The sequence below is a fragment of the Streptococcus sanguinis genome (assembly GCF_900635155.1).
Taxonomy (GTDB): domain Bacteria; phylum Bacillota; class Bacilli; order Lactobacillales; family Streptococcaceae; genus Streptococcus; species Streptococcus sanguinis_G.
The window spans coordinates 1,635,147-1,655,077 of the sequence record NZ_LR134002.1 but is presented as its reverse complement, the minus strand read 5'-3'; the positions used below and the strand labels follow the sequence as shown (position 1 = coordinate 1,655,077).

Here is a 19,931-nt window from a genome sequence, read left to right as displayed (position 1 = left end):
AGCTTGCTGAGCAATCTTGCTTGGGAGCTGATTTTTGTGTGTAAGTGAGTTATAATGTTGGTATGTTTTATAAGGAGGATGCTATGTCTCTTGCATTTTTATCTTTTGTAACCTTATCACTGTTTATGCTGCACGAGTTTGATGAGATTATCCTGATTCGGCCTTGGATTTCTCAGAATCAAGACCATCAAGGCTATCAAAAGGAGATGTTCATTGCTAGGAGAGGAAGTTATCTTTCTGCTGAAAGTATTGCTCTGATGATTGCAGAGGAATTTCTGCTGGCATTTATTCTTTTGTTGCTTGCGATTCTATTTCGTATTCCCGAGCTAGTTTTAGCTATTGGCTTCTGTCATACCCTCCATCTGCTGGGCCATATTATGCAAGTATTTTGCTTTCGTCGCTGGGTACCGGGCGGCTTCACAGCTTTGACGACGTTTCCTATGCTCATCTTAGTCTTGGTCCTTTATCTGAGTCAGCATTCAGTTTCTTGGCCGCTGCTTCTGATTCTAAGTGTGCTAGTGATGGCTTTTCTTTTGGCAAATCTGGCTTTTTTACATAGCAGAGCTCATAAGTTAGAAGCTTGGATATACAGGATAAGCAAAGCAAATTGATATTACAGCTCCTATTTTCATCAATGCCCCTTCTATCTATACGACTTCTTGCAAAATAAGAATTTTAAAATATGACAAGCTGAAAATTCTCTCGGCTTGTCTTATTTTTTTGAAATGTTTTACGAATAAAAAGACAAAGGAGAAAAATATGCTTGAAGAAATCATTGAAAAGCTGAAAGAATACAAGCTCTTTGTCGGTCTGGCAGTGGTTGGCGCTGTTCTAGGTTGTTTTTTCCTTATCAAAGGAAATCATCAACCGCAAAATCAGGTCGCTGTCTTGAGTCAAGAAATAACTTCCTCATCCAGCTCAGCTGATGAAGAAAGCGAAAAGATTGTCTCTAAGGTCAAGGCGGACGAAGAAGAGAGTGAGCAAGTCACTGTGGATATAAAGGGAGCAGTCAAGAATCCTGGTGTCTATGAGCTAAGAGCAGGAGCGAGAGTCCATGAAGCCATCCAAAAAGCTGGCGGATTGACAGCAGACGCCGAGGCTAAGTCCATCAATCAGGCACAAAAATTAACGGATGAAGCAGTAATCTATGTGGCAAAGATTGGTGAAGAAGGAGCCGATGTCACACAGACTGGTCAGCATCAAGCAGGAGCTTCTGATTCTGCCGGTGCCAGTGGCGGAAAGTCAGACAAGGTCAATCTAAATACGGCGACAGAGGCTGAACTGCAGACTATTTCAGGCATCGGACAGAAGCGGGCTTCTGACATCATCGCCTACCGAGAAAGCAGTGGCCGCTTTAAGTCAGTAGATGATCTGAAAAAGGTGTCAGGTATTGGAGATAAGACCTTAGAAAAGCTGAAAGAATATGTCACAGTGGATTAAAAAGTTACCCCTCGCACCTATCTATCTGGCTTTCATCCTTGTCTGGGCCTATTTTGCCGTCTATGCTGGCAGTTCCTTGGCCTATTTTGGGCTGGGTGTCCTTTTGCTTCGTCTCTTTTTCAGCTATCCTCTCAAAAAAAGTCTAGCTGCCTTGGCATTTCTGTCCCTTTTTGTCCTCTTTTTCTTACTTCGTCGGGAAATAGCAGAGCAGGCATTTAGGCAGGAACCTCCTTCAGCTAGCTCGGTTCAGGTCTTGCCAGATACAATCAAAGTCAATGGAGACTCCCTATCCTTTCGAGGGCGAACGGACGGTCGACTTTATCAGGTCTTCTACAAAATCAAATCAGCCAGTGAAAAGAAAGCTTTTCAGCAACTGACAGATTTGGTCGTCCTTGATATGGAAGCAGAGTTTGAACAGGCCCAGCAGCAACGAAATTTTTCGGGCTTTGACTATCAGGCTTATTTAAAGAGTCAGGGGATTTACCGTACCTTAAAAATCAATAAGATTCAGTCACTAAGACCAATTTCCAGCTTAAATCCACTGGATTGGCTGTCTGTTTGGCGGAGAAAAGCGCTGGTCTATATTCGAAGTAATTTTCCCAGCCCGATGAGTCATTATATGACTGGACTCTTGTTTGGTGACTTGGATACGGAGTTTGCGGAAATGAGCAATCTGTATTCTAGCTTGGGTATCATCCACTTGTTTGCCTTGTCTGGTATGCAGGTAGGTTTCTTTTTGGATGGTTTTCGCAGGATTCTTCTACGTTTGGGGATGAAGAGGGAGACAGTAAACGCCTTGCAGCTACCTTTTTCATTTATCTACGCTGGACTGACAGGCTTTTCTGTTTCTGTCGTCAGAAGCTTAGTTCAGAAGTTGTTGGCCCAGCAAGGACTGACCAGATTAGATAACTTTGCTCTGACACTGATGGTTCTCTTTATCATCATGCCCAATTTTCTTCTGACAGCAGGCGGTGTCTTGTCCTGCGCCTATGCCTTTTTGATTTCTATGATGGATTTTGAAAAGTTACCGCCGATTCGTAAGCTTTTAGCGGAAAGTCTGACTATTTCATTGGGGATTTTGCCTATACTAATCTACTATTTTTCTGAATTTCAGCCTTGGTCTGTGATTTTAACTTTTCTATTTTCACTATTCTTTGACCTGCTGATGCTACCGGGGTTAACCCTCATTTTTATTTTGTCACCACTTGTAAAAATTTCTCAGGCCAATTTTTTCTTTGAGTTACTCGAAGATGTGATTCGTTGGGTAGCTGATTTTACTCCGCGTCCTTTGATTTTTGGGAAGCCCAACCTCTGGTTACTGTTTGCTCTGCTTTTGGTTTTGGCTTTAATCTATGACTTTCGGAGAAAGAAAAGCTGGCTTTTATCTTTTAGTTTGCTTACTCTTCTCTTATTTTTTCTAACAAGGCATCCGCTGCAAAACGAGATCACAGTAGTGGATATTGGTCAGGGAGATAGCATTTTTCTCAGGGACTGGCGAGGCAGGACGGTTTTGATTGATGTAGGAGGACGAGTCGAGATAGGAAAGAAAGAGGCTTGGCAGGAGCGACAGACTTCATCCAATGCAGAAAAGACCTTAATTCCCTATCTCAAAAGTCGTGGCGTTGCTAGTCTGGATGTATTGGTCCTGACTCATACCGATACCGATCACATGGGAGATATGCTGGAGGTAGCTAAGCATTTTTCCATCAAGGAAATCTATGTTTCTAAAGGAAGTCTGACTCAGCTTGATTTTGTTCAAAAACTGGAGCAGATAGAAACTTCTGTCCATGTCGTAGAAGTAGGAGATGAGATTCCGGTGTTTGACTCAGTTTTGCAGGTTCTCTATCCCAGCGGGACAGGCGATGGTGGAAATGATGATTCGATTGTACTCTACGGGGAGTTCTTTCAGACAAAATTTTTGTTTACAGGTGATTTGGAAAGGCGAGGAGAAACTGAACTGCTGCAGCGATTTCCTCAGCTGAAAGCAGATGTCTTAAAAGCAGGTCACCATGGATCCAAAGGCTCTTCCAGTCCAGAGTTTTTAGAGCAAATTCAGCCGAAACTGGCCTTGATATCAGCTGGACAGAATAATCGTTATCGTCATCCCCATCAGGAAACCTTGGAAAGATTTGAGAAGTTTAATACAGCCATCTATCGAACTGACCAGCAGGGGGCCATTCGGTTTACTGGTTGGAATTCCTGGAGGATTGAAACGGTTCGTTGATAGCAGCGCTAAAGATGCCAACTCATACTTTGTAGACTGCTTAGCTTCAGTCAGGAAGTCATATTGATTTATTTATGCATTTGTGATAAGATAATGGGTATAAAAAATTATAGAGGAGAATTCTATGTTTGCTGCATATAAAAAATTCTGGACACACTATGCCGATTTTTCAGGCCGTTCCAGTCGTTCAGACTACTGGTGGGTAGTATTGTGTCATGTTATTGTTACTGCACCGCTAATTATCATTTTTTGGGTATCTGCTGTGGGAAGTATTCTTTCAGCAGCTCAAGACACAACTTATGGGTATGAACCAGATCCATCAGCAATCTTTGCTGGAGCAGGATTCGCTGTAATCTTTATTTTCATCTTAATTCTCTATGCTCTGGCGACTTTTGTGCCTAATTTGGCTATCATTGTCCGTCGTTTACGTGATGCTGGTTATCATTGGGCTTTTCTTTTCCTGTATGTTGGTCCTTTTTTACTATCATTTATTCCGGTTCTGAATATTATTGCAGGATTAGTATCTCTTCCATGTAGTATTGCTTTGATTGTTTTACTTTGTCAAGGATCTAAGCCTGAAATGGTTGGGAATTCATACGGTCAGCAATTTGGTCAGCAAAACTTCCAAGGTCAGCAGTTTGGTCAACAGTCTTACAATCAAGGCTTGAACTATGAAAAGCAACCGCAACAAGGCGGTTTCCAAGGACAACAGTTTGGCCAACAACCACAGCAAGGTGGTTTCCAAGGACAACAGTTTGGTCAATCACAACAACCAGTTCAAAATCAACCATTTGGCCAACAGCCGCAACAAGGTGGTTTCCAAGGTCAGCAATTTGGTCAACAACCACAGCAACCTGTCCAAAACCAACCATTTGGCCAACAGCCGCAGCAAGGTGGCTTCCAAGAACAGCAGTTTGGTCAACAGCCGCAACAAGGTGGTTTCCAAGGTCAGCAATTTGGTCAGCAACCACAGCAACCTGTCCAAAACCAACCATTTGACCAACAGCCACAGCAAGGTGGCTTCCAAGAACAGCAGTTTGGTCAACAGCCACAACAACCTGTTTCTGATCAAAGTCAAGCGGTGGAGCAAACAGAACCAGTCCAAAATCCATTTACTGCTGAAACACCTGAGCAGTCAACACCTCAGGATTTTGGAACTCAAGCACCTGTTCAAGATAATCCTTTTGTTTCATCGGTTCAAGAGGAGCGGGCTTCTACTCCAGCTGAAAACAGTGTAGAGGATACAACTGAAAATCAAGAATAAACAAAGAAGAGTTGGAATTTTTCCAGCTCTTTTTGTTCTATCGCTCGCAGAAAATCTTGAACAGAACTGGACATTGATAGTTTTTTAGAACAAATAAAAATGAAGCTAGTAACAGTTTCTATTTATATAGCAGATCTATTCAAAAATTAGATTTTGTTTACAAAGAAAATAACAGACTTTCTGACTCTTTTTTGTTACAATCAATACATGAAAAAAATTGACAAGAAATATAAAGCAGGGGAGACTTTCTGTGTTAGCTATTGAGGAAATTAAAAAAATCACGCCAAGCAATCTTCCTGCTTTGACCATTTTGGCTGGGGATGACTTGGGGCAGTTTGAGTTGTTGAAAGAGCAGTTTCTCCGCCAGATTCAGTTTCAACCGGGCGATTTGAACACTGCTATTTTCGATATGAAAGAAGCAAACTATCAGGACGTGGAGTTGGACTTGGTCAGTCTGCCTTTTTTTGCGGATGAAAAAATCGTAATTTTGGACCATTTTGCTGATTTGACAACAGCCAAGAAGCGCTATCTGACTGATGAAGAACTCAAATCTTTCGAAAATTATCTGGAAAATCCAGCGGATACGACTCGTCTGGTTATCTTTGCAGAAGGCAAACTGGATAGCAAGCGCCGTCTGGTCAAACTGCTGAAACGGGATGGGAGAATTTTTGAGGCTGAAGAACTCAAGGAAGCAGATCTAAGGGCTTATTTCAGCAAGGAAGTGCAGGCAGAAGGATTACAATTTGCTCCGGCAGCTTTCGATCAGTTGCTGCTGAAATCAGGTTTTCAGTTCAGTGAAATCAGTAAAAATTTAGCCTTTCTGAAAGGATATAAAGAGTCTGGTCAGATTGGTTTAGAAGACATTGCCGAGGCCATTCCCAAGACTCTTCAGGACAATATTTTTGACCTGACCCAGCTTATTTTGCAGCAGAAGATTGATGAGGCCAGAAGCTTGGTCCGAGATTTGACTCTTCAAGGTGAGGATGAAATCAAGCTTATTGCCATTATGCTGGGGCAGTTTCGTATCTTTACGCAGGTTAAGGTTTTAGCGGAAAATGGCAGAGCTGAGAGTCAGATTGTGTCTGATTTGTCCGACTATCTAGGCCGCAAGGTCAATCCTTATCAAGTCAAGTTTGCCTTAAAGGATGCTCGCTCACTGAGTTTAGCCTTTCTTAAAAAGACTATGGCCTGTTTGATTGAAACGGATTTTCAGATTAAGTCGGGGCTGTATGATAAAGATTACCTGTTTGATTTGGCTCTGCTCAAGATTGCGACGGGTGAGCTACAAGCAAAATAGTTGAAAAATTCTAATGATTGCGTTATCATTTTTATAATCATATAGAAAAAGAGGTCTATCAAATGGCAATTATCTTACCTGATCTTCCTTACGCTTACGATGCTTTGGAGCCTTACATTGATGAAGAAACAATGCACTTGCATCATGACAAGCACCACAATACCTATGTAACGAATGTTAATGCTGCGCTTGAAAAACATCCTGAAATCGGTGAAGACTTGGAAAAATTATTGGCCGATGTGGAGTCTATCCCAGCTGATATCCGCCAAGCAGTCATCAACAACGGTGGTGGTCATCTTAACCACGCTCTTTTCTGGGAATTGATGACACCAGCAGAAACATCACCATCTGCAGAATTGGCAGCAGATATTGAAGCTACTTTTGGATCATTTGAAGACTTTAAAGCGGCTTTCACTGCAGCGGCTACAACTCGTTTTGGTTCTGGCTGGGCTTGGTTGGTTGTCAATAAAGAAGGCAAGTTGGAAGTGACCTCAACAGCAAATCAGGATACTCCTATTTCAGAAGGTAAAACTCCAATCTTAGGACTGGATGTTTGGGAACATGCTTACTATGTGAAATACCGCAATCTTCGTCCGAATTACATTCAAGCTTTCTTCTCAGTTATTAACTGGAAAAAGGTGGACCAACTTTACGCTGCTGCGAAATAAACAGGCAGTTTCAATATATAAAAAGGCGAATCGATTAAAGATTTGCCTTTTTTAATGCTTAAAATACCTATTTTCTGGATTTCACTTGTTATTTTCCTCATAATTTTTTATAATACAAATGCTAGGAGAAATGTTTTGAGTAAAAAAATTGTAACGATTATCGTAGCTATCCTTTCTTGTCTTTGTCTGCTGGGCTTCATCTTCCTTTTTATAACCGAACGAAATAAGGCCATTGAAAAGAAAGCACAAGAGGCTGCCCAACTTGCAAAGTCTGGCGAGCAAGAACAGGGAACAGAGAAAGTCAAGCCTGATTCCAAACCAGTTGAAGAAACGCCCAAGCCTGTTGAGAAAAGTCCAGAGGAGAAGCAGAAGGTCATGGAAGCGGACGGCCCGACTATGGATGCTTTAGGGCTGCGATTTGACTATGCAAATTTGGATTTGACTCAGGTCATTCAGGCTTATATGACCGAAATGGGAATTGAACCCTCCCAGGTTGCATTTTCCTATAAGGATTTGACGACCGGTAAGACCTTTGCCATGAATGATACCCAGCCTATGACTGCGGGATCGACCTACAAGCTCCCTCTCAATATGCTGGTAGTAGATGAGGTTGCTGCTGGCAAACTTTCTATGGACGAGCGGTTTGATATTACCAATACTAACTATGAATATAGGGGCGAGCATGATAACTATGTCGGTGCTTTCAACGGTGCTATGAGAATATCAGACATGCAGGAATATTCCTTGGTTTATTCTGAAAATACTCCAGCCTACGCTTTAGCAGAGCGTCTAGGCGGCATGGAAAAGGCCTATGATATGTTTAGTCGCTACGGTCAGTCCAAGGCTGATATTAAGACGATCAGCCGTGAGAATAATAAGACCACGACGGACTACTATATTCAGGTCCTTGAGTATTTGTCTAAAAATCAGGAAAAGTACAAGGACATCCTTTATTATATAGGCGAATCCTTCCCAGGTGAATACTATAAGCGCTATCTGCGTGACATTACCATCTATCAAAAGCCTGGATATGTTCGTGAGGCGCTCAATGTGGATGCATTAGTTATGGAAGAGAAGCCCTATATTATAGCTCTCTATACGGCTTATTTAGGTGGTAGCACCGAGGCCAGTGATGAGATCAGTGGTGTCGGAATTGAGCAAGTTGGTCAGTTAGCATACGTCATCAATGAATGGCATCGGGTTAATATGAACTAAGAGCAATCTAGTCTAGACAGGCTAGATTTTTTGATAGCTATTTAGAAAAAAACCAAAATACCTCTTGCTTTTTTGAAAGAGAAGTGTTACAATCTATTTAGAAGATGTTCTAATTACTTCATTCTGCTCTGTTTAATTAGTCACTGAGCAATTTTTTATAAAAGCTATTTAGAAAAAATTCTAAATTTCTCTACTCAAAAAGGAGGAAAAATGAAGAAAGCAAGAAACTCAATCCTACTAACCGTAGTAGGTCTAGTGACGGGTCTATCCATTTGGCTGGCTGTTTTTTCCTGGGTGCTCTATAAAAATAAGGACGACCTGCAAAAAATATCCAATCAAAAACATTTTTAAATACAAAATAGGCAATCTAGTTTTTCTAGACTAGATTTTTTAATCCAGAGTATTTAGAAACAAATCGAAATACCTAAGAAGGATTAGATTGCTTCGTTTCGTACTCTTTATTTAGAAAATTTTCTAAATAGATAGATAAAGGAGAAAAGATGAAAAGAGGATTACTTTTATTGCTTATAGGCTTGCTCACGGTTTTATCCGTCTGCTGGGCAATCCCGTCTTGGATCGTTTTCAAAAATAGACGAAAATTGGAAGGAAAAATTAAATGTTGAAAGAAATTTTACGGAAATACCGCGCTTCTTATCTGGGTGCGACTATCTTTAGCATTGGAGCAACGATTTTTATCACTTTGTTTTCTTTGCAGCTGGGAGTTGTTGTGGACAGTGCGCAGAAGGCTCATTCTAACTTGCTTGGACAATTCTTTATCTGCCTTTTTTGCACTTGTGCTTGGTCTCTTTGCAGCTTGCTGGCTATTTGGTTCAAGAACAATCATAATAAGCAAGTCTTGGAAGAAGTCAAAACGAGGCTTTTCCATTCTTTTTATGACAAGAATTTGCATGACAAGGCTTCCGAGCAGGAAAATAGCTATCTCAACACAACGACCAAGAATATGGATATTTACCAAGAGAATTACTTGACCCCGCGCTGTGATATTGTGGCTGCCTTTTCTTCAGTTTTTATCAGTACACTGGCTATTTTTTGGATTGAATGGCGCATGGCTCTGGGCTTTATTCTCATTTCTTTTTTGACCATGGCTGCGTCACAAATTCCAGGGATATTGATGCGCAAGGCGACAGCGAATTTCACTCAGAAAAGCAATTACTTTTTGAAGCAAGTCACCAATTTTTTGGAAGGCTTTGAGCAAATCAAACTTTTGCAAATCCAAAAAAGGGTGGTTGAGCACCTGTCTAGCAGCAACAGCGACTTTGAGCAAGCCAGAAAAAGCTATAATGCGGCTAAGGAGGGCGCTGTGACTCTGATGATGTTCTTTAGCTTTCTGTCTCAGATATTTTGTATGTCTCTGGGGATTTGGTTTGTCAGCCAAGGGTCTCTGACCATTGGGGCTTTGATTGCCAGTGTTCAGCTTTTGAACTTTGTCTTCACTCCTTTGCAGCTTTTTATCAATAACAAAAATCTCATGAGCACGGTCAAGGATATTGAGAATGATTTTGATTCTAAGTTGGCTAAGAAAGAAGCGGAGCCCGCTCAAAATCTGACCGAAACGATTGATCGGATTGATTTTGAACATCTCGGTCTGGAGTTGGGCGACAAGGCTCTCTTTCAGGATTTTTCTTATCAGTTTGCCAAGGACAAGCACTATGCTATTATCGGCGAGTCTGGTCGGGGCAAGTCGACCTTGATGAAGCTCTTGCTCAATTATTTTGATAGCAAGGACTACGCTGGTCAAATCATGGTCAATGGTCAAGCGGTCAGCCAGCTAGCAAGCGACAGTCTCTATCAGAAAATCGCCTTTATCCAAAAGAATGACTTTTTTATCGAGGGAAGTGTGGCGGACAATATCGCGCTATACAGAGATATAAATGCACCTGACCAAACTTTCTTGTACCAAAGTCTGCATTTTAATGAGGCTTTCTTGAGCAAGAAGCTGGATTTGGAGCGGCAGGAAGTTTCCTATGGTGAAAAGCAGCGGATTGATTTGGCGCGTTTCTTGGTTAAGGATTATGATGTGCTGATTTTTGATGAGCCGACCAGTAATCTTGACCCGAGCTTGGCGGCTGAAGTCATGGACTATATCTTGTCCATCAAGGACCGCATTGTTATCGTTATTACTCATAATCAAGGCAGGGCACTCTTAGACCGCTTTGATGACTGTCTGGAATTATAAAAGGAGGAAAGAAAATGAAATTAAAATGGAAAGAATTAGTGGCAAGCCTAATCGTTATTTGGCTACCGCTTATCTACGCTTTGTCAATCTATGCAGACCTATCTCAGCTAATCAGAGGGCATTTGCCCTATAGCGGTCTAGGCATGCCCAAGCAAGTCTTTATCTGGTTTCTGCCAGTTCTATTGAGTGTAATTCAACTGATTGTTTGCTACACGACGACTATTAAAGAGATTATCGACAAGCAATTTGTCCATTTCCTTTACTGGCTGGTTCCCTTTATCAATGCCGTAGTTTATATCAGCGTTCTTCTTTATGGGCTCAATCCGGCTTTTCCGGTATTTAAGGTCAATGGGATTATGTCTGCAATCATCCTTAATGCTGTCAGCTACTTCCTCACGAGAAAAATAGTGGCAGACCAAGAGCCGGCTCCACGCGTTTTAGCTTATATCTTCGGAGGAGTTGGCTCAATCCTGTTTCTGGTCAGCCTCTTCCTCTTTTAAAATAGCAATCTGATAGGAAAGGAGAAAATCATGTTTCATATTTTTACTTTTGTTAAAATGCTTTTATTCTTTATCTTTGGCTGGATCTGGCTCCTTCTCGGTCTACTCAGTTTGCTCTTTCTTTTTCCTTTTTAAGTGAAGGAAATATAGAAAATAATGATTGGAGATCATCATGAAATCATCATTTTTGAAAAGCACTGTGGCGCTGGTAACGTGTGGCTTGCTAGCTTTTGGAGCAGCCCACGCTTACGCCGACCAGCAAAAATTGCCGTCAGGCACGTCTTACGACCAAATCGGTCAGAAGATTGAAAATTACTACCAAGAACACGAAAAAACCAGCGCAGGACTGGCAACAACGGTCTTTGACAAAGACGGCAATACTCTCTATCAAAAGAACTTCGGCTATACGGACAAGGAAAAGAAGCTAGCGGTGGATGACAAGTCGGTCTTCGAGTGGGGTTCAACCACCAAAATCACCGTCTGGGTCAGCGTCATGCAGCTTTGGGAGGAGGGCAAGATTGACCTGAAAACGGACATCAGGGAGTATCTGCCCCAAAATCTCCTAAAAAATCTCAAATACGACAAGCCCATTACCATGCTGGACCTCATGAACCACCAAGCGGGCTTTGAAGATTACCCTTTGTATATAGGCTCCGACAAGGATTTAGGAGCATTGATGAAAAAAACTCCGTCTCAGATTTATGAGCCGGGGACGGTGACATCCTATTCAAACTATGGAACAGCGCTGGCGGGCTATATCGTGGAGCGCATTAGCGGGCAATCCTTTGCCGACTATGTCCACGAGCATATTTTCCAGCCCTTGGGTATGAAACACACCGCACTCAAACCTGATTTATCAGATAATGTATTTGTACAAAAACAGCGGGAGAAGGAGAAAACTTATGATACAAATGGAGACTTACTAAAAGGCGACCAACCCTTTGTTCTTGGAGAATATCCAGCGGGGCGGGCAACAGGAACATTTGCCGACATCAAGAAATTTGCCCAAGCCCTCCTGCAAAAGGAGAAGCTCTTTAAAAGGGCAGAGACTTGGGAGAATTTTTACAGCGCTAGCCATACTTATCCGGGTACAGATATTCCCGTCAATGCTCACGGACTTTGGGTGACGGAGTTTGAAAACACCAGAACTTTTGGGCACGGGGGAAACTCACCAGGCTTTACGACCAGCCTCTTGCTTGATTTGAAGTCAGGGATTGGCTCAGTCGTTACAGTCAATCAAAGAAATGAGTTTCATTTCGCTCTTAGCATGCCTGACCTCATTTACGGTAAGAAAAAAGAAGCCTCAAAGGCAGCTCAAAAGGACTTTCAAGCTGGTTTTTACCGCGAAGCGCGTATTTATAGTGGAGGTCCCCTATCTATATTTAGGGTTTTCAAGTCGACTAGCTATCTAACTAACCCTTCTGAAAATGCGGCTATCAAAGACTATTTTGGTTTTTGGACGGCAGGAGAAAGAGGAGGGCACTATATTCTGAACCTGCCTATTTCAGATAGGACAAAGCTGCCCTTGTTGGATGTTATCAAAGATTATGGTAGTTTATTACTCGCTGGGCTTGCCGCACTGTATGTCGCCCTTTGCTATCTCAGCGGTATTTTGGCAAAATTGTATCGTTTGCTCACTAGGAAAAACAAGGGAACAGGTTCGGTTGTCTGGTCTAGTTGGCATTATCTGACTGGCTTCCTTATTCTTTGGGCTTTTCGTAATTTGTTCTCATTTTTCTCAATTATTCTCGCGAAAAATTCTTTCGATCTCGCTGGTTTGACGGGGCATTTCCAACTGTTTGCCTTGCTTGCTGTGGTCTTGCTGATTAGTGCTTTTCTTCCCTATCTGCCCTTCTTCAAAGCGAGGTTGAAGCAAGGGAATAAGTACCTCACGCTAGCAACTAGCTCCGTCGCTTTTATCATCGCTTTTAATATTTTCTATTGGTCGCTATACCAATGGTGGACTTTATAATTTTACAAATGACAGAAAGGAGCATTTTATATGCAAAACACAATTTCAACTTCAACCATTAAAAGGTTTCTAGCTTGGGCGTTTGGGATCGCTTGGCCAGGTATGCTAGCCATAGCTTACTTTTATGCTAACAATCAGAAACTTGTCGGTAACATTTTATCCGCAAGTGTGGTAATGTTCGCCCCTATGGTGGCTGCTTTTTTGGCTAAAGCTCCTGTAAAGTCTATCGGCTGGAAATTGAAGCTCGCCAGTAAATGGCGCGATTACCTAGCCTGCTGGTTAGCCATTTGTAGCATTATACTTGGCGGCGCACTTGTCTATTTTGCTGCCTTTCCGCAGCATTTGGCTTTTGCCCTGAACCCACAAGTCGCCCTTCAAATTTTAATGATTTTTACGGTCTTAACTCTAGTCATCAGTCTTTCTGGCTTGGGCGAGGAAGTCGGCTGGCGGGGTATTCTCTATCCTTATTTGAAAGAGCGCTACGGACGGACTAAGGGACGAATCATTGGTGGTCTCATCTGGGCTATTTGGCATTTTCCTGTCAATATGATTGGAGCGGGGACGCTGGGTGAGCGTTTCTTAAATTTAATTCCCTATTATATCATGGCTATTTCTTTTGGGATTATCCTTGATATTTACTATGTACGTAGCAAAACCATTTGGCTGCCAGCCTTTGGACATGGGGTCATTGATGCCGTTGCCATGATAACTACCGTTTTCACTGTTAGTGGGGTAGAAACGTTTAAATTCCTTGGTCCTGGTCCAACTGGACTTTTTAGCGCTCTCATTGCTCTTGTCATTGCCGTTTGGCTGACCAAGCGCGAAGAGAGAGAAAGTCAGCAGGGGATTTCTTAATCTTTTTTAGGTGATTTTTCTACCACTTACTAGCGCAATCTAACCACTTACCAAAAAGAGCTAGATTTGGTGTACTTCTTTTGTTAGGATAAGGGTGTAGGGGAAAATACACCTTAAGGAGGTCACACATGACACATACTTATCAAAAGACAGCCCATCGCTCTAGTCTGGAAATCTTGCAAGAAGAAGCAGGGGCAAAAAATTGGTGGCTGAGCCTGCCGCTGGCTTTTCTTGCGATTGCTGCGGGAAGCCTCATCAGCGGAGCTTTGTCCCAATGGCTCTTGCTGCCGAGCATGACGGACGCCAATCGCTTACTGATAGGCATCGTTTCTTTATCCGTCTTTTTAGGTAGCAGTTTACTCATCATTCTCTTCGTCGCTAAATTTTGGGAGCGGCGCAGCCTTGCCAGTTTTGGACTTTGGAAGGAAAAATTAGGGTTCAATCTGCTGCTTGGTACAGCACTGGGTTTCTTCTTAGTCCTTCTGGCTGTGGGCTTCAATCTGCTCGGCGGACAGCTCCACATTCAAGTCGAAAAGCAGTTCAATCTAGGAATTTGGCTCTTTTTCCTGGTCAATTTCTTCTTTCAGGCGCTGGCTGAAGAGATGATTTACCGCGGCTTTGTCATGAACAAACTCCGCACCAAGCTGGACTTGCTACCGGCTGTCCTGCTCAACTCCCTGCTCTTTGCGGTTATCCACATTTTTAAAGGTGGAACGCCCGTCCTTTATATCCTCAATGTCTTTCTGACCGGGATTTTCCTTTCCCTCCTTTTTGCACTGACGGACAATCTCTGGCTGGTCATAGCGCTGCATGCGGCTAATAACATGATTTATCTAGGTGTCTTTGGAGTGATTGGGACGGGCAACAATCTCCAGCACGGTAGTTTCTTACAGACGACTTTGACCAGTCAAGCCAACAGTTTCTTAGCAGGAACGCCAAGCGAACCTCTATCAGGCGGGCTGATAGCAGTCATCGTTATGGCGCTGGCTGCTCTTCTCACCGCCTATCTAGCCAAGAAAAAGCAAGTGTTTAGCTAAGCCCTCCTTGTCTTTTATCCTCAAAAACAGTATAATGGAGAAAAGAATTTGAAAGTTCTCTAAATAGTTTTAGGAGGATTGCTGGCAGAAAATCTTGTCCGTTTGAGTAGCGCCTTGCTTACATTTGTAGGAGCCATGACTTATCTAGAGCTAGTTGCTTTGTTTGTCCTTAGCTAGAAATCAATTTTAAGAGGTATCAAAATTGGGAATTAGTGAAACCATGAAAGCCCTAGCTGATCCAGTTCGGCGGGAAATATTAGAAATATTAAAAAAAGGTCCTAAGTCGGCTGGTGAAATCGCTCAAGTCTTCGATTTGACGGGAGCGACGGTATCCTACCATTTGTCCCAGTTGAAAAAAGCGGGGCTCATCTATGAAGAACGGCAGAAAAATTACATTTACTACCATTTAGATGCCACGGTTTTTGAGGAAATTTTGGTCTGGATTGCCTCGCTAGGAGGGAAAAATAATGAAAACGAAACTGAGAAATAACCTTAGGGAATTGCTGCTGACTTTCTTGGTTATTTGGCTGCCACTTGCTTATGCCTTATGGATTTATCCTAGTTTGCCAGAGAATATTAGGATCAATTTCGTGTCGCTGATTAGCCCGACATTTGAGTATGCACCCAAATTTCTCTTTATCTGGGGTCTGCCAATCTTTATGACTTTGATACAGCTGATTGTTTATGGGGCAACGGCTTACCGAGAAATCACCAAGCCCGCTTTTGCCCGCTTCGTCCTTTGGATTGTTCCTTTGAACCATATTGCTGTCTATCTTTCCATTCTGTTCTATGCTCTTGATTCCCACTTCAACATTAATAAAATTGTAGCGATTTTTTCGGGGGTAATGTTTCTAATTTCTGGAAATTATATGCCTAAGAAAATGGTGGTGGAAGAAAAACCAGCGCCGCGTTGGCTAGCCTACCTCTTTATCCTGGTCGGATTGACAGCCGTACTAGTGGGACTCTTTCTTTTGTAAATTAAGTGAAAACAAAGTGCACAGATTGTGCGCTTTTGTTTAGTCTCATTCTGACTCTTTGTCAACTGTAGTGGGTTGATGAGAAGTTATAATCTGGAGAGGACTAAATCAGTCCTCTCCTTTTTGATGTTCAAAGCGATGATTTCTTTATGAGTTCCAGCATCTAGAACATCCAAGATTATGATGTTAGGGTCTTTTATTCCCAGTAAGTTTGTGATAAAATTGAACTGTTCCATAAGAGTCTTTCTAATGATGGTTTTGTCGCTTTTCATTATAGGTCTTATGGGACTTTTTTTCTACAACAAATAGGCTCCATCATTCCTACAGTGGTTTTACCCACTACAGAAATTATAGAGCCGTTTTTTATTGCAGTAGAGCTTGATGATTTTTAGATTGAAGTTATTTAGAAAAAACTCGAAATAGATTTGACAGAAAGAAAGGAAAGATGTATAATCTATTTAGAAAAAAACCAAAACAGTTTAGGAGAAAAAACGATGATTTCCATTCATATCTTGATTGCTATGCTGCTGATTTTAGGGACAGTCCTTGTTCCTTTGGTTTATTTTAAAAAGACCAAGCACATTTCTCTATTAGTCTTTCTTTTAGGGGGAGTCGGTTTTTATTTATCGAGTCAAGTTCTGGAAAATATTTTGCATCGTATCGTTTTACAGCCTCAGGCTGATGGAACTATCGCTTTGCAGACGGAAAAACCTTGGCTATATGTTCTTTATGGTATTGCTGCGGCAGCTATCTTTGAAGAAACAGCCCGCTGGGTCATCTTTTACTGGTTGCAAAAGAAGCGTCCACTGACCTTTAGGGATGGTGTGGCCTATGGCTTGGGTCATGGTGGTATTGAGGCTTTGTTTGTTGGTATTGTCAGTCTCTTAAACTTTTGGGTTATAGCTCAAGTAGTGACTCAGGGGAATGCTCAGACGCTGGCTCAAATTCCTCAAGCAGTTATTGACAATGTCCGTTCCATGAGCGCTGGCAGCATCTATCTTTTGGCTCTTGAGCGGATCTTGGCTATTCTCATTCAAATCCTTCTGACCTTCTGGGTTTGGAAGGCGGTCAAGGAGAAGGCTCCAGTGTATTTTTTAGCTGCTCTGGGACTTCACGCCCTGATTGACCTAGCGCCTGCTCTGGCTCAGGTAGGCTTTCTTCCGCCACTGGCTGTTGAGGCTCTGCTCTTAGTAGAAGTAGTGGCACTAGTCTTTCTGACCAAGAAAATTTTGAAAGTTTACCTGAAGGAAAGGTTCAATCATGGGCATCAGTCAAACGCTTAAAGCCCTAGCTGACCCAGTTCGAAGGGGGATTCTGGAAATGCTCAAGCATGGTCCGAAGTCTGCTGGGGAGATTGCTCAAGCTTTTGAGCTGACTCCTGCGACGGTATCCTACCACCTCTCTCAGCTAAAGAAAGCCGGTCTGCTCATAGAAGAAAAGCAGAAGAACTTTATTTATTACAGCTTAGATGTCACTGTTTTTGAAGAAATTCTTGCCTGGTTTCAATCTCTTGGAGGAGGAAACGAAAATGAAAAAAAATAGTTTACAAGAATTAGGTTGGGCGCTTGGCGTCATGCTCTTGCCAGTTTTATATGCCGTATGGGTCTATCAAACATTACCAGAAAACTTGTCTATTCACTTTGACTTATCTGGAAAAGGAAATGCTTTTTTACCTAAGTTTCTAATAATATCTGCTTTTCCAATTGTCATGATGCTGCTAGAAGTTATGATTTATTGGTCTACTGTTGCTAAAGATATCTTAAATCCCACTTTTAAACACCTTATTCGCTGGGTCTTCCCCTTTAGCTTTGTCTTACTCTATATGGCGACTATCTATGGGGGCTTAGACGAGGACTTTGATATCCGTAAAATAGCAACTGTGATCGTTGGTGTGGTTTTTATAATTATGGGAAATTATCTGCCGAAAAAAGTCCAGGCGGATAGAAAACCCATGAATAGAAAGTGGGCACATCTTTTAGTTTTGCTAGGCTTTCTTATTTTTATAATGGCTGTTTTCTGCCTGTAAGCGGATTTATGGTATAATGGTATCAAGTATCAAATCAAAGGACTATCATGATTACCAAGGAGCATTATCAGTATATCCGGCAGCATCCTGCCTTTGTCAATCTGCCAGTGGAGCTTTTCGATAAATTGGCTGTAGAGATTCAGTATCGTAAGATTCCTAAAGGACAAATTATCTTTTTTGCGGGGGATCGTCGTGAGCGTCTTTTCCTCTTGTCTCAAGGCTATGTGCGGATTGAGCAGTATGATTCGACAGACACATTTTCTTATATGGATTATGTCAAGAAAAACAGTGTTTTCCCATATGGAGGAATGTTTTTTGATGAACGCTATCATTACACTGCCAGCGCTGTCACCAATGTCGAATATTTCTCTATTCCTATCGATTTGTTTGAAGAATATTCTAAGAAGAGTGTGGACCAGCTGTTGTTCATTACCAAGCGGCTATCGCAAATCTTGGAATTTCAGGAATTGAGATTGCGAAATGTCGTAGCGGCCAGTGCCAGTGAGCGTGTTATCCAGTCTCTATCACTGCTCTGCATGGATTTGTGCAAGGAGGGAGACGGTCTGCCATTTCCTATTAGTATGAAAGAGTTGGCAAAGCTAGGAGCTACGACCCGGGAAACGGTCAATCAAGTTCTGAAAAAGCTCTTGGATGAAGGTCGGATTGAATATGATCATAAAAAATTAACTTTTAAGGATAAAGAATATTTCATGAAATACCTTGCTGGAAGCTGATCTATTTTGATTAGCTTCTTTTTTGTTAAATAAATTCAAAATATTCTAATATTAACCATGTACTGATTTTGTTTTAAAAAATAAATATTCACAAAAATAATATAATGGATAAAATATTCAAAGAAAACGCTTTAAAGAAGAATATTATAAAAATAGAAATAGAAAAAAGCAAAGGATTTGGCAGTTGCAATGTAGGCTTTTTCTTGAAAGCGGTAGCATTAAATGCTAGAATAGTACATGTAAACGGGCTTAGGAAAACCTAAACCGCAAAGAAAAAGGAGGATAGTAGATGTCTACACATCCAATTCATGTTTTCTCAGAAATTGGAAAACTGAAAAAAGTTATGTTGCACCGTCCTGGCAAGGAGTTGGAAAACTTGCAGCCGGACTATTTGGAACGTCTTCTTTTTGACGATATTCCTTTCTTGGAAGATGCACAAAAAGAACATGACAACTTTGCTCAAGCGCTTCGCAATGAAGGAGTTGAGGTGCTCTATCTTGAGCAGCTGGCTGCTGAGTCACTGACTTCTCCAGAAATCCGCGAGCAATTCATCGAAGAATATCTGGAAGAGGCCAATATTCGTGGCCGTGAAACCAAGAAGGCTATTCGCGAACTGCTCCGTGGTATCAAAGATAACCGAGAGTTGGTTGAAAAAACAATGGCAGGGGTTCAAAAAGTTGAATTACCAGAAATTCCTGAAGAAGCAAAAGGCTTGACGGACTTGGTAGAATCTGATTATCCATTCGCTATTGATCCAATGCCAAACCTTTACTTCACACGTGACCCATTTGCTACGATTGGTAATGCAGTATCGCTTAACCACATGTATGCGGATACTCGTAATCGTGAAACTCTCTACGGTAAATACATCTTCAAATACCACCCAGTATATGGTGGAAAAGTAGATTTGGTATACAATCGTGAAGAAGATACACGTATCGAAGGTGGGGACGAACTGGTTCTTTCAAAAGATGTGCTGGCGGTTGGTATTTCACAACGTACAGACGCAGCTTCTATCGAAAAACTCTTGGTCAATATCTTCAAGAAAAATGTTGGCTTCAAGAAAGTTTTGGCCTTTGAATTTGCCAACAATCGTAAGTTCATGCACTTAGACACTGTCTTCACTATGGTTGACTACGACAAGTTTACGATTCACCCAGAAATCGAAGGCGATCTTCACGTTTACTCTGTGACTTATGTTGATGACAAACTTAAGATTGTTGAAGAAAAAGGTGATTTGGCAGAAATCTTGGCAGAAAACCTTGGTGTGGAAAAAGTTCACCTGATTCGCTGTGGCGGTGGCAATATCGTAGCTGCTGCGCGTGAGCAGTGGAATGACGGTTCTAACACCTTGACTATCGCACCTGGTGTGGTAGTAGTGTATGATCGCAATACAGTTACTAACAAGATTTTGGAAGAATACGGCTTGCGTTTGATTAAGATCCGCGGAAGTGAATTGGTTCGCGGTCGTGGTGGACCACGCTGTATGTCTATGCCATTTGAACGTGAAGAAATTTAGGAATCC

General features: G+C 41.9%; 20 protein-coding genes. All 20 read left to right on the top strand.

Annotated elements, in window-relative coordinates; all coding sequences use genetic code 11:
* Positions 1–62: 62 nt before the first annotated feature.
* The 20 genes from ELZ47_RS08195 to arcA all read left to right on the top strand — a co-directional run bounded on the left by ELZ47_RS08195 (position 63) and on the right by arcA (position 19,925).
* A complete protein-coding gene (locus ELZ47_RS08195; RefSeq protein ID WP_164549596.1) occupies positions 63–611 on the top strand; it encodes an HXXEE domain-containing protein in 549 nt (182 codons plus the stop codon).
* Between the two features lie 148 nt (positions 612–759).
* A complete protein-coding gene (locus tag ELZ47_RS08190) occupies positions 760–1,440 on the top strand; it encodes a helix-hairpin-helix domain-containing protein (RefSeq protein ID WP_126435770.1) in 681 nt (226 codons plus the stop codon).
* Complete coding sequence (locus ELZ47_RS08185; RefSeq protein WP_126435769.1) at positions 1,424–3,664, top strand: DNA internalization-related competence protein ComEC/Rec2; 2,241 nt, start codon at positions 1,424–1,426, stop codon at positions 3,662–3,664. The genes ELZ47_RS08190 and ELZ47_RS08185 overlap by 17 nt, the downstream gene beginning before the upstream one ends.
* 124 nt (positions 3,665–3,788) lie before the next feature.
* Entirely contained in the window at positions 3,789–4,928 is a 1,140-nt protein-coding gene (locus tag ELZ47_RS08180) for a DUF805 domain-containing protein (protein ID WP_126435768.1), read from the top strand.
* Positions 4,929–5,178: 250 nt separating this feature from the next.
* Positions 5,179–6,225: a DNA polymerase III subunit delta gene (gene holA, locus ELZ47_RS08175; protein ID WP_126435767.1), complete on the top strand. Its 1,047-nt coding sequence runs from the start codon at positions 5,179–5,181 to the stop codon at positions 6,223–6,225.
* 62 nt (positions 6,226–6,287) lie between these two features.
* The gene (gene sodA / locus ELZ47_RS08170; RefSeq protein ID WP_002906995.1) at positions 6,288–6,893 is read left to right on the top strand and encodes a superoxide dismutase SodA; all 606 of its coding nucleotides are present in this window, start codon (positions 6,288–6,290) and stop codon (positions 6,891–6,893) included.
* A 135-nt stretch (positions 6,894–7,028) separates the two neighbouring features.
* Positions 7,029–8,108 carry a serine hydrolase gene (locus ELZ47_RS08165; RefSeq protein WP_331852790.1) on the top strand — a complete coding sequence of 360 codons (1,080 nt, stop codon included), beginning with the start codon at positions 7,029–7,031 and terminating at the stop codon, positions 8,106–8,108.
* Positions 8,109–8,318: 210 nt separating this feature from the next.
* Positions 8,319–8,459: a hypothetical protein gene (locus ELZ47_RS08160; RefSeq protein WP_002897970.1), complete on the top strand. Its 141-nt coding sequence runs from the start codon at positions 8,319–8,321 to the stop codon at positions 8,457–8,459.
* A 265-nt stretch (positions 8,460–8,724) separates the two neighbouring features.
* Entirely contained in the window at positions 8,725–10,305 is a 1,581-nt protein-coding gene (locus ELZ47_RS08155; protein WP_126435765.1) for an ATP-binding cassette domain-containing protein, read from the top strand.
* A 14-nt stretch (positions 10,306–10,319) separates the two neighbouring features.
* Positions 10,320–10,805, top strand: coding sequence for a hypothetical protein (locus ELZ47_RS08150; protein ID WP_002904097.1), 486 nt, complete (start codon positions 10,320–10,322; stop codon positions 10,803–10,805).
* Positions 10,806–10,977: 172 nt separating this feature from the next.
* The gene (locus ELZ47_RS08145; RefSeq protein WP_002915643.1) at positions 10,978–12,777 is read left to right on the top strand and encodes a serine hydrolase domain-containing protein; all 1,800 of its coding nucleotides are present in this window, start codon (positions 10,978–10,980) and stop codon (positions 12,775–12,777) included.
* A gap of 30 nt (positions 12,778–12,807) precedes the next feature.
* Positions 12,808–13,632: a CPBP family intramembrane glutamic endopeptidase gene (locus ELZ47_RS08140; RefSeq protein ID WP_126435764.1), complete on the top strand. Its 825-nt coding sequence runs from the start codon at positions 12,808–12,810 to the stop codon at positions 13,630–13,632.
* Between the two features lie 128 nt (positions 13,633–13,760).
* Positions 13,761–14,669, top strand: a complete 909-nt coding sequence (locus ELZ47_RS08135; RefSeq protein WP_002897963.1) for a CPBP family intramembrane glutamic endopeptidase — start codon at positions 13,761–13,763, stop codon at positions 14,667–14,669.
* A gap of 202 nt (positions 14,670–14,871) precedes the next feature.
* Positions 14,872–15,159 (top strand): autorepressor SdpR family transcription factor, encoded by a 288-nt coding sequence (locus ELZ47_RS08130; RefSeq protein ID WP_164549595.1) that lies wholly within the window; start codon positions 14,872–14,874, stop codon positions 15,157–15,159.
* Positions 15,137–15,646 carry a hypothetical protein gene (locus ELZ47_RS08125; protein ID WP_125330560.1) on the top strand — a complete coding sequence of 170 codons (510 nt, stop codon included), beginning with the start codon at positions 15,137–15,139 and terminating at the stop codon, positions 15,644–15,646. The genes ELZ47_RS08130 and ELZ47_RS08125 overlap by 23 nt, the downstream gene beginning before the upstream one ends.
* A 494-nt stretch (positions 15,647–16,140) precedes the next feature.
* Complete coding sequence (locus ELZ47_RS08115) at positions 16,141–16,929, top strand: YhfC family intramembrane metalloprotease (protein ID WP_126435763.1); 789 nt, start codon at positions 16,141–16,143, stop codon at positions 16,927–16,929.
* Positions 16,907–17,188 carry an autorepressor SdpR family transcription factor gene (locus ELZ47_RS08110; RefSeq protein ID WP_002900829.1) on the top strand — a complete coding sequence of 94 codons (282 nt, stop codon included), beginning with the start codon at positions 16,907–16,909 and terminating at the stop codon, positions 17,186–17,188. Before ELZ47_RS08115 ends, ELZ47_RS08110 begins: the two co-directional genes overlap by 23 nt.
* The gene (locus tag ELZ47_RS08105) at positions 17,175–17,672 is read left to right on the top strand and encodes a DUF1648 domain-containing protein (RefSeq protein ID WP_126435762.1); all 498 of its coding nucleotides are present in this window, start codon (positions 17,175–17,177) and stop codon (positions 17,670–17,672) included. The genes ELZ47_RS08110 and ELZ47_RS08105 overlap by 14 nt, the downstream gene beginning before the upstream one ends.
* A gap of 47 nt (positions 17,673–17,719) precedes the next feature.
* Positions 17,720–18,406: a Crp/Fnr family transcriptional regulator gene (locus tag ELZ47_RS08100; protein ID WP_126435761.1), complete on the top strand. Its 687-nt coding sequence runs from the start codon at positions 17,720–17,722 to the stop codon at positions 18,404–18,406.
* A gap of 289 nt (positions 18,407–18,695) precedes the next feature.
* Entirely contained in the window at positions 18,696–19,925 is a 1,230-nt protein-coding gene (gene arcA / locus ELZ47_RS08095) for an arginine deiminase (RefSeq protein ID WP_126435760.1), read from the top strand.
* Positions 19,926–19,931: the final 6 nt, after the last annotated feature.

Excerpts from the sequence above, each read along its gene's own strand:
- ELZ47_RS08195 (WP_164549596.1), top strand. The coding sequence starts at position 63 with ATGTTTTATAAGGAGGATGCTATGTCTCTTGCATTTTTATCTTTTGTA.
- ELZ47_RS08190 (WP_126435770.1), top strand. The coding sequence starts at position 760 with ATGCTTGAAGAAATCATTGAAAAGCTGAAAGAATACAAGCTCTTTGTC.
- ELZ47_RS08185 (WP_126435769.1), top strand. The coding sequence starts at position 1,424 with ATGTCACAGTGGATTAAAAAGTTACCCCTCGCACCTATCTATCTGGCT.
- ELZ47_RS08180 (WP_126435768.1), top strand. The coding sequence starts at position 3,789 with ATGTTTGCTGCATATAAAAAATTCTGGACACACTATGCCGATTTTTCA.
- sodA (WP_002906995.1), top strand. The coding sequence starts at position 6,288 with ATGGCAATTATCTTACCTGATCTTCCTTACGCTTACGATGCTTTGGAG.
- ELZ47_RS08160 (WP_002897970.1), top strand. The coding sequence starts at position 8,319 with ATGAAGAAAGCAAGAAACTCAATCCTACTAACCGTAGTAGGTCTAGTG.
- ELZ47_RS08155 (WP_126435765.1), top strand. The coding sequence starts at position 8,725 with ATGTTGAAAGAAATTTTACGGAAATACCGCGCTTCTTATCTGGGTGCG.
- ELZ47_RS08150 (WP_002904097.1), top strand. The coding sequence starts at position 10,320 with ATGAAATTAAAATGGAAAGAATTAGTGGCAAGCCTAATCGTTATTTGG.
- ELZ47_RS08145 (WP_002915643.1), top strand. The coding sequence starts at position 10,978 with ATGAAATCATCATTTTTGAAAAGCACTGTGGCGCTGGTAACGTGTGGC.
- ELZ47_RS08140 (WP_126435764.1), top strand. The coding sequence starts at position 12,808 with ATGCAAAACACAATTTCAACTTCAACCATTAAAAGGTTTCTAGCTTGG.
- ELZ47_RS08135 (WP_002897963.1), top strand. The coding sequence starts at position 13,761 with ATGACACATACTTATCAAAAGACAGCCCATCGCTCTAGTCTGGAAATC.
- ELZ47_RS08125 (WP_125330560.1), top strand. The coding sequence starts at position 15,137 with ATGAAAACGAAACTGAGAAATAACCTTAGGGAATTGCTGCTGACTTTC.
- ELZ47_RS08115 (WP_126435763.1), top strand. The coding sequence starts at position 16,141 with ATGATTTCCATTCATATCTTGATTGCTATGCTGCTGATTTTAGGGACA.
- ELZ47_RS08110 (WP_002900829.1), top strand. The coding sequence starts at position 16,907 with ATGGGCATCAGTCAAACGCTTAAAGCCCTAGCTGACCCAGTTCGAAGG.
- ELZ47_RS08105 (WP_126435762.1), top strand. The coding sequence starts at position 17,175 with ATGAAAAAAAATAGTTTACAAGAATTAGGTTGGGCGCTTGGCGTCATG.
- ELZ47_RS08100 (WP_126435761.1), top strand. The coding sequence starts at position 17,720 with ATGATTACCAAGGAGCATTATCAGTATATCCGGCAGCATCCTGCCTTT.
- arcA (WP_126435760.1), top strand. The coding sequence starts at position 18,696 with ATGTCTACACATCCAATTCATGTTTTCTCAGAAATTGGAAAACTGAAA.